The 12,768-nt window shown below is 72.3% G+C and carries 13 protein-coding genes; 5 read left to right on the top strand and 8 right to left on the bottom strand.

Going from position 1 to position 12,768, the window contains the following annotated elements:
- Window positions 1–106: 106 nt before the first annotated feature.
- The 6 genes from SOM08_RS09500 to SOM08_RS09475 all read right to left on the bottom strand — a co-directional run bounded on the left by SOM08_RS09500 (window position 107) and on the right by SOM08_RS09475 (window position 6,391).
- The gene (locus tag SOM08_RS09500) at window positions 107–451 is read right to left on the bottom strand and encodes an acyl carrier protein (RefSeq protein ID WP_322470562.1); all 345 of its coding nucleotides are present in this window, start codon (window positions 449–451) and stop codon (window positions 107–109) included.
- Entirely contained in the window at window positions 370–1,278 is a 909-nt protein-coding gene (locus SOM08_RS09495) for a ketoreductase domain-containing protein (protein ID WP_416187014.1), read from the bottom strand. Before SOM08_RS09495 ends, SOM08_RS09500 begins: the two co-directional genes overlap by 82 nt.
- A gap of 227 nt (window positions 1,279–1,505) precedes the next feature.
- Complete coding sequence (locus SOM08_RS09490) at window positions 1,506–2,093, bottom strand: hypothetical protein (RefSeq protein WP_322470561.1); 588 nt, start codon at window positions 2,091–2,093, stop codon at window positions 1,506–1,508.
- Entirely contained in the window at window positions 2,090–2,401 is a 312-nt protein-coding gene (locus tag SOM08_RS09485; RefSeq protein ID WP_416187004.1) for a polyketide synthase dehydratase domain-containing protein, read from the bottom strand. The genes SOM08_RS09490 and SOM08_RS09485 overlap by 4 nt, the downstream gene beginning before the upstream one ends.
- Window positions 2,402–2,583: 182 nt before the next feature.
- Complete coding sequence (locus SOM08_RS09480) at window positions 2,584–5,487, bottom strand: type I polyketide synthase (protein ID WP_322470560.1); 2,904 nt, start codon at window positions 5,485–5,487, stop codon at window positions 2,584–2,586.
- 139 nt (window positions 5,488–5,626) lie between these two features.
- The gene (locus tag SOM08_RS09475; RefSeq protein WP_322470559.1) at window positions 5,627–6,391 is read right to left on the bottom strand and encodes a thioesterase II family protein; all 765 of its coding nucleotides are present in this window, start codon (window positions 6,389–6,391) and stop codon (window positions 5,627–5,629) included.
- A gap of 384 nt (window positions 6,392–6,775) precedes the next feature.
- On the opposite strand from SOM08_RS09475, the gene SOM08_RS09470 reads away from it, so the two are divergent.
- Window positions 6,776–7,477 (top strand): 4'-phosphopantetheinyl transferase family protein, encoded by a 702-nt coding sequence (locus SOM08_RS09470; protein WP_116957736.1) that lies wholly within the window; start codon window positions 6,776–6,778, stop codon window positions 7,475–7,477.
- A 27-nt stretch (window positions 7,478–7,504) separates the two neighbouring features.
- Here SOM08_RS09470 and SOM08_RS09465 read toward each other — a convergent pair whose 3' ends face one another.
- Window positions 7,505–8,683, bottom strand: coding sequence for an MFS transporter (locus tag SOM08_RS09465; protein ID WP_245980811.1), 1,179 nt, complete (start codon window positions 8,681–8,683; stop codon window positions 7,505–7,507).
- Between the two features lie 83 nt (window positions 8,684–8,766).
- On the opposite strand from SOM08_RS09465, the gene SOM08_RS09460 reads away from it, so the two are divergent.
- Entirely contained in the window at window positions 8,767–9,552 is a 786-nt protein-coding gene (locus SOM08_RS09460; protein ID WP_322470558.1) for a helix-turn-helix transcriptional regulator, read from the top strand.
- A gap of 137 nt (window positions 9,553–9,689) precedes the next feature.
- Window positions 9,690–10,226: an AAA family ATPase gene (locus tag SOM08_RS09455; protein WP_116957733.1), complete on the top strand. Its 537-nt coding sequence runs from the start codon at window positions 9,690–9,692 to the stop codon at window positions 10,224–10,226.
- A gap of 224 nt (window positions 10,227–10,450) precedes the next feature.
- Here SOM08_RS09455 and SOM08_RS09450 read toward each other — a convergent pair whose 3' ends face one another.
- Window positions 10,451–11,257 (bottom strand): IclR family transcriptional regulator domain-containing protein, encoded by an 807-nt coding sequence (locus tag SOM08_RS09450; RefSeq protein ID WP_116957732.1) that lies wholly within the window; start codon window positions 11,255–11,257, stop codon window positions 10,451–10,453.
- Between the two features lie 125 nt (window positions 11,258–11,382).
- Here SOM08_RS09450 and SOM08_RS09445 point away from each other — a divergent pair, with 125 nt between their 5' ends.
- Together SOM08_RS09445 and SOM08_RS09440 are read left to right on the top strand one after the other, a co-directional pair.
- The gene (locus SOM08_RS09445) at window positions 11,383–12,099 is read left to right on the top strand and encodes a 3-oxoacid CoA-transferase subunit A (protein ID WP_116957731.1); all 717 of its coding nucleotides are present in this window, start codon (window positions 11,383–11,385) and stop codon (window positions 12,097–12,099) included.
- The gene (locus tag SOM08_RS09440) at window positions 12,096–12,752 is read left to right on the top strand and encodes a 3-oxoacid CoA-transferase subunit B (RefSeq protein WP_116957730.1); all 657 of its coding nucleotides are present in this window, start codon (window positions 12,096–12,098) and stop codon (window positions 12,750–12,752) included. Before SOM08_RS09445 ends, SOM08_RS09440 begins: the two co-directional genes overlap by 4 nt.
- Window positions 12,753–12,768: the final 16 nt, after the last annotated feature.

The following is a 12,768-nucleotide window of genomic DNA, read 5'->3' as shown; positions in this document are numbered from 1 at the left end:
CGCAGCACGGCCTCGCTCTGCGCGCGCACCTTCTGCGCCATCAAGGCGAGCTTGATGGCCGACAGCTGGCCCAGCGAAGGAGAGGAAGGCGTGTCGCTCATGGGGGTCAGCGGCGCTGGCGCAGCAGCAGGGCCGCGTCCTCGTCGGAGAGTTGGTTCACGTCGTCGAGCGCGGCGGCGAGCTCGGGCGCTGGCCCGGCGGCCGGCGCCGCCACGGGCGCGGCGGCTGGCGCCGGCGCGGCGGCGTGCGCCCCGGCGAGAAAGCCCGTGAGGGCCTCGATGGTGGGGTAGTTCCAGGCCAGCGTGGCCGACAGCGGCTGGCCGTGCAGCGGCTCCAGGCGGTTGCGCAGTTCCAGCGCCATGAGCGAGGTCAGGCCCAGGCTGCCCAGGGGCTTGCGTGGGTCGATGCGCGCGGGGTTGAGCTTGAGCACGCGGCCCACGACCTCGCGCACCGTGAGCTCCAGGGCGCGGCGGCGCTCAGCCGGGTCGGCCGGGTCGGCGGGTGCCGGCGCGGTGGGCGCCGCGCCGGGCTGCGCCGGGGCGGCCTCGGACTCGAACAGGTCGCGCAGCAACGCGCCTGGCGCGCGCCGCCTTGCGCGCGCAGCCGCGCCCAGTGAATGGGCATGGCCAGCAGGTGACCGTGCGGCCAGCGCAGGGCCTCGTCGAACAGGGCCAGGGCCTGCGCCGGCGCAAAGGCGGCGATGCCCTGGCGCTGCAGCTCGTCTTGCTGGCGCTGGCCGGTGTCGCCCCGCATCACGCCGGTCTGCGACCACACGCCCCAGCCGATGCTCAGCGCGGGCTGGCCCAGGGCACGTCGGTGCCGCGCCAGGCCGTCGAGGAAGGCGTTGGCCGCCGCGTAGCTGGCCTGCCCGGCCTGCGGCATGACAGCGGCCATGGACGAAAACAGCACGAAGGCATCGAGTTCGGGCAGCAGGCGGTGCAGGTTCCAGGCACCGCCCAACTTCGGGCGCAGCACGGCGGCGAGCGAGGCGGCGTCGAGGTCGCGCACCAGCTGGTCGTCGGTGAGGCCGGCGGCGTGGAACACGCCACGGATGGGCGGATGGGCCTCGGCGGCGAAGCCCTCGAGCCAGTCGCGCAGGGCGGCTTCATCGGCCACGTCGAGCGCGACGTGGCGCACGCTGGCGCCCTGCGACTCGAGACCGCGCACGGCCGCCACGGCGCGGCCCGCGGGCGTGTCCGCGCCCAGGCCCGCCCAGGCCGCGCGCGCCGGCAGCGGCGTGCGCGACAGCACCACGAGGTGGCGCGCACCCTGCGCCACCAGGCGCTGCGCGATCTGCTGGCCAATGCCGCCCAGGCCGCCGGTGATGAGGTAGCTCGCGTCCGGGCGCCAACGCGGCGGCGCCTCGGGCGCCCAGGGCGCGCGGCGCAGGCGCGGCTCGACGCGCTGGTGGCCGCGCAGGGCCAGGGTGCCCGGCGCCGCGCCCGGCAGGGCCTGGGCCAGCGCGAGCGCCGCGTCGCCGGGCGCGGCGGCAGGGTCCAGATCGATCAGCCCCCCCAGCGCTCGCCCTGCTCCGTCGCCATGACGGCCGCCAGCCCCGACAGCGGCGACTGCGCCAGCGCCAGCGCCGTGGCGGCCTCGGCCGGCGACACGGCCATGGCGCCGCGCGTGACCCACCACAGGCGGGCGCGCGAGGACGGCGGCAGGCGCTCCAGCGCCTGCGCGCCCAGCAGCAGGCGGTGCAGCCCGGCGGCGTGTTCGGCGTCGAGGCGGGACAGGTCCAGCGCGCGCAGGTCCACCAGCTCGATGGGGGCACCGGCGTCGTCGGCGGCGGGCGGGCCGTCGACCAGCTCGGCCGTTTCACCGGCCTGCCGCAGGGCGTTCAGCAGCGCGGGGCCCAGCCCGCCCTGGTCGGCGATCAGGCACCAGCGGCGGGCACCCGCCGGCGCGGCGCTGGCCGCCGGCTCGGCCGGCACCCACTGCAGGTCGTAGAAGCAGTCGGCGGGGTCTGCCGGGGCGCGCTCGCCCAAGGGCTGCAGGCGCAGGCCGCGCAGTTCCAGCGCGGGGCCCTGCCCGTCCCTCAGCGTCGCATCGATCAGACCGCTGCCGGCGCGCCGGATCAGGTGCACGCTCAAGGCGCCCCGTGGCGCGCGTGCGCCGCCACGTCGTCCAGGCCGGTGGGCAGGCAGAGCTGGCCTGGCGGCGCCAGCAGCGCGGCGGCCTGGAAGCAGGCGTCCAACACCTCGGGCGCCCAACAGAAGCCGGGCGCGGCGGCGGTGTCCTCGGGCCGGGCCTCGAGGTCCACCAGCGCCTCGTCGGCCGACAGCCAGGCGCGGGCGATGCCACGCAGTGGCGCGGCGAAGCCGGCGCCCAGCGCCGCGAGCCGCTGGTAGACCGCGTCCGCCGAGAGCGCCGCGCCACGCCGCAGCGCGGCCGTGTCCACGGGCGACACCGGGCCGGCGCGGCGGGCGCTGGGCGCCGCCAGCCGGGCCCGCGCGTGCGACAGCCACTCGCTGCCGCTGTGCGTCTGGAACGCGAGCCGCAGACCGCCCTGTCCGTCCGCGCTGGCCTGCAGCTGCAGCGCGCAGGCCGCATCGGCCTGCAGGTGCAGGGCGCGCTCGAAGCTCAGGCCCTCGAGCGCCAGGGGCTGCCCGGGCGACAGCGCGCGCGCGCGCCGCGAGCGCGAGCTCGAGGTAGGCGGAGGCCGGCAGCAGCGCGCTGCCGTGCAAGGCGTGCCCGAACCAGGCGGGCACGCGCTGCGGGTCCAGGCTCAGCGCCCACAGGGCGCCCGCGCGGGGCGCCCGCGAGTTCGATGCCCGCGCCCAGCACCGGGTGCTGGCTGGGCACCGTCCGCCCGTGGCCCTGGGCGCCCGCGGCCGCCCGCTCGGCGGCGGCGATCCAGTGCCGCTCGCGCTGCCAGGGGTAGGTGGGCAAGGCCAGGAAGCGCCCGCCCTCGGGCATCAGGCGCGACCAGTCGGGCGCCACGCCGGCGCAGAACGCGGCGCCCACGGCCGCGAGCCAGGCCGCCTGTTCGGGTTCGCCGCGGCGCGCGCAGCCGATCACCGCCACCTCGGCGCCCGCCGCCTGCGCGGTCTGCTCCACCGAGGGCAGCAGCACCGGGTGCGGCCCCAGTTCGATGAACACCGTGACGCCATCGTCGAGCAGGCGCTGCACGGCGGCGCCAAAGCGCACCGGCTGGCGCAGGTTGTCGCCCCAGTAGGCGGCGCCCAGTTCGTGCGCCTCGGCGCGGCGAGCCAGCACGGTGGAGACCAGCGGCACGGCCAGCGCCCCGGGGCTCAGCCCCGCGAGTTCGGCGCGCAGTTGCTCGGCCAGCGGCTGCATCTGCGGGCTGTGCGAGGCCACGTCCACCTTCACCAGGCGGCAGAACACGTTCTGCGCTTCCCAGGCGGCCATCAGCGCCTGCACGGCCTCGGGCCGGCCGGAGATCACGCTGGAGCGCGGGCTGTTGCTCACCGCCACCGAGACCTCGTGCTCGTGGCCGGCCAGGCGCCGCTGCGCCTCGTCCATGGGCAGGTCGACCAGGGCCATGGCGCCCTGCCCGCTGGTGCGGCGCATCAGCGCGCTGCGGCGGCAGATGATGCGCATCGCCTCGTCCAGGCTGAGGGCGCCCGCGATGCAGGCCGCCGCCACCTCGCCCATGCTGTGGCCCACCACCGCGTCGGGCCGCACACCCAGCGAACGCCACAGCTCGGCGTAGGCCAGGGCGATGGCGACCAGCACGGGCTGGATGACGTCGATGCGCTCCAGCAGGTGCTTCGGATCGCCGGGTTCGAGCGCCAGTTGCTCGACGATGGACCAATCGACGTAGGGCCGCGCGGCCGCGTCGCAGCGCTGCAGCGCGGCTTTGAACACGGGCTCGCGCGCCATGAGTTCGCGGGCCATGCCGTCCCACTGCGCGCCCTGCCCGGGGCAGATGAAGGCGATGCGCGGGCGGGCCTCGGGCGCGCGACCTTCGGCCGCGGCCGCCTGGCCATCGCCGTGCTGGCGCAGGGCCTCGGCCATGGCGGCGGCGTCACCGGCCACGAAGGCGGCGCGGTGTTCGTGCGGCGTGCGGCGCACGGCGGCGTTCCAGCACAGGTCGGCCAGGGACGCGCCATCCGACAACACCTCGGCGAAGCGCCGCGCCTGGGCGCGCAAGGCGCCTTCGTCGCGCGCGCTGAGCACCAGCAGCGCCGCCTCGCCCGCCGGCGCCAGGCGCGGCGCGGGCGGGGTGGTGGTGGCGGCGGGGGCTTCCTGCAGCAGCACGTGCGCGTTGGTGCCGGCGATGCCGAAGGCGCTCACGCCGGCCAGACGCGGCTGCTCACCGCGTGGCCACGGCGTGGCCTCGCGCGCCACCACCACGGGAATGTCGGTCCAGGGAATGGCGGGGTTGGGCTGCTGGCAGTGCAGGCTCTGCGGGATGCGCCCATGGTGCAGGGCCAGGGCCGCCTTGATGAGGCCGGCCACGCCGGCCGCGCCTTCGGTGTGGCCGATGTTGGTCTTGACCGAGCCCACGCGCACCGGCTGCGCGGCGTCGCGTCCGGCGCCCAGCACGGCGGCGATGGCCCCGAGCTCGACCGGGTCGCCCGCGCGCGTGCCCGTGCCATGGGCTTCCACGTAGCCCACCTGGGCCGGGTCGATGCCCGCGTCCTCGCAGGCGCTGCGCAGCAGGGCCTCCTGGCCGGCCTGGCTCGGCGTGCCCATCGATCCGCTGGCGCGGCCGTCGTTGTTGAGCGCGCTGCCGCGGATGACGGCGTAGACGCGGTCACCGTCGGCCAGGGCCTTGTCCAGCGGCTTGAGCACCACCAGCCCCGCGCCTTCGCTGCGCACATAGCCGTCGCCGCGGGCGTCGCCGAACTTGCAGCGGCCATCGGGCGCCATCATGCGGCTCTGCGAGTAGGCCACGCTGATGTGCGGCTGCAAGATGATGTTCACGCCGCCGGCGATGGCGACTTCGCTCTCGCCGCTGCGCACGCTGCGCGCCGCCAGGTGCACCGCGGCCAGGGACGACGAGCAGGCCGTGTCCAGCGTGAGGCTGGGGCCGCGCAGGCCCAGCAGGTAGGACAGGCGCCCCGAGCTGGCGTAGCGGCCGCTGCCCGTGGTCATGAAGAAATCCACGCCCTCGGGATCGGCGAACAGCCGGGCCTCGAAGTCGCTGAGCCACTGGCCCACGAACACGCCGGTGCGCGAGCCGTCCAGCGCGCGCGCATCGAGGCCGGCGTCCTCCAGAGCTTCCCAGGCGGTTTCCAGCAGCAGGCGCTGCTGCGGGTCCAGGCGCTCGGCCTCGCGCGGCGAGATGCCGAAGAAGCCGGCGTCGAAGCGGTCGATGCCCTCGAGGAAGCCACCCCAGCGCGTCATCATGCGGCCCGGCGTGGCCGGGCGCGGATCGAAGTAATGGCCGAGGTCGATGCGGTCGGTGGGGATCTCGCCAATGGCGTCGACCCCTTCGGCCAGCAGGCGCCAGAAGCCCGCCGGATCGGTCACGCCTCCGGGAAAGCGGCAGCCGATGCCGACGACAGCGATGGGCATCGGTGGATTCGGGCTCATTCGGAGAACCCCGCGCAACGCGCTGCGGTGCGAGCCCCTTCGGGCGGCCGTGCGGGGCGAATTCGAGACACCTGCGCGCAACGCGCTGCGGTGCGAGCCCCTTCGGGCGGCCGTGCCGGGCTCATGCCACCACCCTCCCCAGCAGCGGTGCCAGGCTGGCCGACACCTCGGCCAGCAGCGCGTCGCGCTGGGCGTTCAGGTAGAAATGGTCGCCCGGCAGCACGCGCAAGCGGAAGGGTCCGCTGGACTCGTTGCGCCAGGCCTCCAGGTGCTCGCGCGGCGTCAGCGGGTCGTGCGAGCCGCCGAACACGGACAGCGGGCAGGCCAGCGGCGGGCGCCCGGCGAGCGGCGCGTGCGTCTCCAGCGCGTGGATGTCGGCGCGCAGGGACGGCAGCAGCATGGCCATCAGTTCCTCGTGCTCGGCCACCTCGGGCGGAATGCCGCCGTAGCGGCGCTGGATCTCGGCCACGAAATCGGCGTCGGACAACACGTGCAGCAGCGGGTCGGGGTTGGGCCAGTGCGGCGGGCGCCGGCCCGAGACGAACAGGTGCCCGGGCTGGGGCGCGCCCTCATGGCGCAGCGCGCGCGCCACTTCGTTGGCCAGCACGGCGCCCATGCTGTGGCCGAACAGCGCGTACGGCCGGTCCAGGTGCGGCCTCAACGCGGCCACCACGGCCTCGACGATGGTGTCCAGCCGCGTGACCACCGGATCGTTCAGGCGATTGGCCCGCCCGGGCAGCTGGATGGCGATCAGCTCCACCGCGTCGGGCAAGGCATTGCACCAGGGCCGATAGACCGCCGCGCTGCCGCCGGCGTGGGCGAAACAAAAGAGGCGCAGGCGCGCGCCGGGACGGGGAACGAAGCGCTGAAACCACGGGCTGTTCATGGCGCGCCCCGGCGGCTGGAGACCTGAGCGTCGACGGCTGGTGCGACCCTGCGTTGCATGATGACTTCCTCTGGCTCGCCCAGGTGGGCGCACCTGCTCCCCATGTAGAGGGAACGTATGGGTTTTTGGCCTTCGATGTTACCGAATGTATCGTCTCGGGCGGCTCCGCCGACCCCCTATTTCAGTGCCTTTCATCACGTTCCTTCCTCTACCTGTATCAAGTTCCATGCGAGCACCGTGCGCAGAGTGAAGAACTGGTGAAATCCGGGGGCCTCCGAATACCCGTTACAGAATGTCGGCCGGGGCCGGCAGGCGATTAGACGGGCACCGGCCAAAGATAGGTAGTAAATATTCACGCAACGGCCCACGAGGGTGTAACCAAGGATGCGGATCAAGCAACAGGCGCCCCTCGCGGCCCCGGGCATCGAGCTGTGGCTGGTGGACCTGGAGGTCCCGGCGCGCGAACACGAGGCGCCCGCCCCCGGCGACTGGCTGGACGACGCCGAGCGCGCGCGCGCCGCGCGCTTCCACTTCGAGCGCGACGCCCACCGCTACCGCGCCAGCCACAGCGCCCTGCGCCACCTGCTCGCCCAACGCACAGGCGTGGCGGCGGCCAGCCTGCGCTTCGGGGCGGGCAGCCACGACAAGCCGCGCCTGGACCTGCCCGGCGCGCCGGCCTTCAACATGAGCCACAGCGGGCGCTGGGCCCTGATCGGCATCGGCGGGCAAACGCCCATCGGCGTGGACATCGAGGCGCCGCGCGAGATGGGCGAGCTGATGGCCCTGGCCGAGCGCAACTTCACCGCCACCGAGTGCCGCGAACTGCTGGCCCTGCCCGAGGCCGGGCGCCTGCGCGCCTTCCTGCGCTGCTGGACGCGCAAGGAAGCCTGCCTCAAGGCCATCGGCAGTGGGCTGTCGATCGAGCCAGGCCTGTTCGAGGCTGGCACCACGCCCGAGCAGCGCACCACCACCGTGCCGGTGTCGGGCCAGGCCTGCCAGGTGACGGTGCTCAGCGTGGACGTGGACCGCGAGGCCCTGGCGGCCGTGGCCTGGCTCGAACCCGGCTCACGGCACCTGGCGTTCTAGTCCGGCGAGACGGGGTCGCCGCCCCCTTCAGCCCACCGGCGCCGGCACCGGCGCGGGCGTGCGCGGCATTTGCGTGAGCACCAGCAGCGTGACCACCGAGGTCACCGCCATCACGCCCAGCAAGGCGGTGAAGCCTGCGGCCTTCACCACCGGCCCGATCAGCCACACCGCCACCGAACTGGCGCCCAGCGACACCGCCAGCCGCATGCCGGCCACGCGCGAGCGCATGCCGTCGTCGACGAAGCGCACGATCATCGCGTCGGTGAAGGGAATGGCGCCGAAGATCGCCGACATGAACAGCAGCTGGATGAGCAGGAAGGCCCAGCCGTTCAGCGTGGTGGCCAGCAACAGCAGCAGCGCCTGCAGGGTGATGACGCCGATGTAGAGCCGCTTGAGCGAGTGCCGGTCGATGAGGTGCCCCACGATGAGCTGCGTGACCGAGGCCACCGCGTAGACCAGCGCCAGCAGCGTGCCGATGCGCGCCGGGTCCTGCGAGACCTCGCGCAGGCGGTCGGTCAGCAGCTCGAAGTTGGCGTTGGTGGAGAAGTTGAACAACAGGCTGCCGCTGGTGGCGGCCATGGTCATGATGAGGAACAGCCGCGCCATCGGCACCCCGGACACCTGCGCCGCGCCGCCCTTTTTCTTGGCTGGCGCCGCGCTCTCGCGCGAGCCGTAGACAGCGAACAGCAGGCCGCAGGCCAGGCACAGCAGCCCCGGCACCACAAAGGCCACACGCCACCCCGCGTACTTCACGAGAAAGCCCGTGACGATGGCCGCGAAGGCCACGCCCAGGTTGCCCGCCAGGCCGTTCACGCCGATGGTCCAGCCCGGGCGCGGCGCGCCCTGCACCAGCATGGGAATGCCCACCGGGTGGTAGATCGACGCGAAGGCGCCCAGCAGCGCCAGCGCGAACGCCATCTGCAGCGGCGTGTTCGTGGCGGCCACCAGCAGCGAGGCCAGGCCCATGCCGAAGAAGAACACCAGCATCATCTTGCGCCGGCCCCAGTGATCGCCCAGCTTGCCTGCGGGCAGCGAGCCGATGCCGAAGAAGAAAAACGCCGCCACGCCGTAGGGCATGAGGTCTTCCCAGCGCGCCAGGCCGAACTCGGTGGCGATGCTGGTCACCGCGGTGGCGAAGATCAGCAACATCATGTGGTCCATGGCGTGGCCCACGTTCAACAGGGTCTGGGTGGTCTTGTTGTGCATGGGGGCGATCATCGCCGGTTAAGCTGCGCGGAAGAAATTCAAGACCGCCAGAAATGCGTCCAAAACCGCCAAGCCGTCCCGGCGTGCTGCGCCGGGGTCCCAGCGCCGACGCGCAGGCCGCCAACCGGGTGCCGCGCCCCGTGGCCGCGCTGGCGCGCTCCGATCCGGCCGGCATGGAAATCGCCCCCCACCTGCACGCGCGCGACCAGCTGATCTACGCCATCCGTGGCGTCATGACGATCCGCGCCAAGGGCTTCATCTGGACCCTGCCGCCCAGCCACGGCATGTGGATGCCCGCGCACACCGTTCACCAGATCCGCATGGACACCGAGGTCGAGATGCGGACCCTGTACTTCCAGCCCGGCACGGTCACGGGCCAGGGCCGCGACTGCCAGGTGCTGGCGATCACACCGCTGCTGCGTGAGCTGATCCTGCGCGCGATGACGATCCCGCCGCGCTACGCGCTCGACAGCGCCGACGCGCGCCTGATGGACCTGATCGTGGACGAGGTGGGCTGGCTGGAGCCCCGGCCCCTGTCCCTGAAACTGCCCGACGACAAGCGGCTCGCGCGCCTGTGCCAGTGGCTGATCGAGAACCCGGGCGAGGCCGCCTCCATCGCCGAACTGGGCCGCGAGGTGGGCCTGTCCGAGCGCAGCGTGATCCGGCTGTTCCCGCAGGAAACGGGCCTGAGCCTGCACCGCTGGCGCCAGCAGGCGCGGCTGATGCGCGCCTTCGCGCTGAGCGACCAGGGCATGAACATCGGGCAGTTGGCGGATGAACTCGGCTATGCGAGCGCGTCGGCCTTCGGAAAGATGTTCGCCAAGCAGTTCGGGCAGGCGCCGAGGAAGGTGTTGGGCGGGTCGGGGTGAAGGGGCCGCGGGTGGGCGGGTGTCAGGGAAGGCGCCCTGGTGCACCCACGGGGCACCTGCTTCGTTTCCGGGTGCCGGCTGGGGGCCCGAAGCCGTCTTTGGCACTGGCCACAACGCGCTGCAGAATCCGGTCCTCAATGAATCAGGCAAAAGACATCCTCATCCTTACCGGTACTCCAGGCGCGGGGAAAACGACCACCGCCAAGGCGCTAGCAGCGACATCGGGCTCGCCCAAGGTGCATCTTCATTGCGATGACTTCTGGCACTTCATCAAGCACGGAGCGATCCCACCTTTTCTGGAATCGGCGCACAAACAAAACGAAACGGTCGTCAAGGTGTTGGCCCAGGCGGCGGAGGGCTATGCGAAGGGTGGCTACTTTGTCATCGTGGATGGCATCGTCGGGCCGTGGTTCCTGGACGCCTTCATTGGGCTTTCGGCGCGCCTTCACTACATAGTGCTTCAGATCGATGTCGACAGCGCAATTGCGCGCTGCCAAGCCCGTGGCGGCGACACGCTCACCGATGCGCAAGTGATTGCATCCCTGCATCGCCAGTTGTCGTCTCTTGGGGCGCTGAACAAGCATGTGCTGGACATACGAAGCCTGTCGCCAGAACTCACATTGGCTGCCGTGGTCGCCGCAGTTGAAAGCGAAAAGTTTCTCCTGAACGCCTAAGCGCCTGAGTTCACCACCGCCGCGCTTGGTAAGAGCCCGCTCCTGGCCGTGAGCCGCGATCGCAGTCGACACGAAACCACTCGGCCCACATCCGCGCCAGGGCGCACGCCCGCCAATGCTTCGCGGCGATCGCCCGCCCATCGCCAGCCGAGGGCTTGGGCCCGGCCGCTGGGGGCGACTATGCGCAGGCGAGGAGCGCAGGACGGCCGGCCCAAGCGACCGACTCACCCCCGCCCGGCGCGTCCCAGCAAAGACGACACCTCGTCCGCCGCCGCCCGCAGCTTCGGCAGCAGCTGCTCCTTCATCACCGTCGCCGAGGTGCGGTTCGCCTGCCCCGACACGTTGAGCGCCGCGATCACCGCGCCCGCGCGGCTCCTCACCGGCGCCGCGATGGAGATCAGGCCCTCCTCCAGCTCCTGGTTCACCAGCGCCCAGCCCTGGCGACGCACCTGCTGCACACGCGCCAGGATCTCGGCCGGCTCGGTGGCCGTGTGGCGCGTGTTCGCGCGCCGCTCGCTGGCCTTCAGCCGCGCCTTCACCTCGGCGTCGTCCAGCCCCGCCAGCAGCACACGGCCGAGCGAGGTGCAGTAGGCCGGCAGGCGTGTGCCCACGTTGAGGTTGAGCGAGACGATCTTGTGCGTGTGCACACGCAGCACGTAGACGATGTCGCTGCCGTCCAGCACCGCCGCCGAACACGACTCGCCCACCGCGTCCGCCAGGCGCTCCATCACCGGCTCGGCCAGGTTCCATATCGGCATGGACGTGAGGTAAGCGAAGCCCAGGTCCAGGATGCGCGGCGTGAGGCGGTACAGCTTGCCGTCGCCCTCGACGTAGCCCAGCGTCTGCAGGGTGAGCAGGATGCGCCGCGCGCCGGCGCGCGTGAGCCCGCTGCGCGCGGCCACCTCGGACAGGGTCTGCTCGGACGCCTCGGCGCTGAAGGAGCGGATCACCTCCAGACCACGCGCGAAAGACTGCACGTAGCCGTCACCGGGCGTGGGGGCGTCGGGTGCGCGACGGGCGTGGGTTGCCATGGGCTTTGGTGGGCGACTAGAATGATTCGTCAATCGAACAAGTGTTCGTCATTAGAACATCTGGCGATCGACACGGCAAGCGCCCCTCCCCGCTGTTTCAGCGTTCCGTCCGGAGACCAACCCCCGTGATCAACAAGATCGCTTCCTCGGTGGCCGAGGCCCTGCACGGCGTGCGCGACGGCGCCACCGTGCTCATCGGCGGCTTCGGCACCGCCGGCATTCCCAACGAACTCATCGCCGGCCTGATCGAACAGGGCGCGCGCGAGCTCACCGTGGTGAACAACAACGCCGGCAACGGCGAGCACGGCCTGGCCGCGCTGCTCAAGACCGGGCGCGTGCGCAAGATCATCTGCAGCTTCCCGCGCCAGGCCGACAGCCAGGTGTTCGACGGCCTGTACCGCTCGAAGCAGATCGAGCTCGAACTGGTACCCCAGGGCAACCTGGCCGAGCGCCTGCGCGCCGCGGGCGCGGGCATCGGCGCCTTCTTCACGCCCACGGGCTACGGCACCGAGCTCGCCAAGAACGCCGACGGCTCGCCGAAGGAAACGCGTGTCATCGACGGCCGGCCCTATGTGCTGGAGTACCCCATCCACGGCGACGTGGCGCTCATCAAGGCCGAGCGCGGCGACCGCTGGGGCAACCTGGTCTACCGCAAGGCCGCGCGCAACTTCGGCCCGGTGATGGCCACCGCCGCCAAGCGCTGCATCGCCAGCGTATTCGACATCGCCGAACTCGGCGCGCTCGACCCCGAAACCATCGTTACCCCAGGCATCCACGTCAGCGCGGTGGTGAAGATTGCGCGCGTGGCCACGCAGGCCGGCGGTTTCAAGGAGGCGGCATGAGCTACACCCGACGCACCAAGGACGCGCTCGCAAAGCGCGTCGCGCAAGACATCCACGACGGCGCGTACGTGAACCTGGGCATCGGCCAGCCCACGCTGGTGGCCAACCACCTGCCACCGGGCATCGAGGTGATCCTGCACAGCGAGAACGGCATCCTCGGCATGGGCCCGGCGCCCGCCAGCGGCCAGGAGGACTACGACCTCATCAACGCCGGCAAGCAGCCCGTGAGCCTGCTGCCCGGCGGCGCCTTCTTCCACCACGCCGACAGCTTCGCCATGATGCGCGGCGGCCACCTCGACATCTGCGTGCTCGGCGCCTTCCAGGTCTCGGCCACGGGCGACCTGGCCAACTGGAGCACCGGCGAGCCCGGCAGCATCCCGGCCGTGGGCGGCGCCATGGACCTGGCCATCGGCGCCAAGCAGACCTGGGTGATGATGGACCTGCTCACCAAGCAAGGCACGAGCAAGGTGGTGCCGCAATGCAGCTACCCGCTCACCGGCATCGGCTGCGTCAAGCGCATCTACAGCGACCTGGCCACGCTCGAATGCACGCCCCAGGGTCTGCGCCTGATCGACACGGTCGAGGGCCTCTCGCTCGACGAACTGCAGCGCCTCGTGGGCCTGCCCATCGCCGCCCCGGCCACGCCCGCCTGAACCCCTTCACTTCTTC

This window comes from Hydrogenophaga sp. SNF1 (assembly GCF_034421675.1).
GTDB classification, from domain to species: Bacteria; Pseudomonadota; Gammaproteobacteria; order Burkholderiales; family Burkholderiaceae_C; genus Hydrogenophaga; species Hydrogenophaga borbori.
This window is presented reverse-complemented; position numbering and strand designations above follow the sequence as displayed.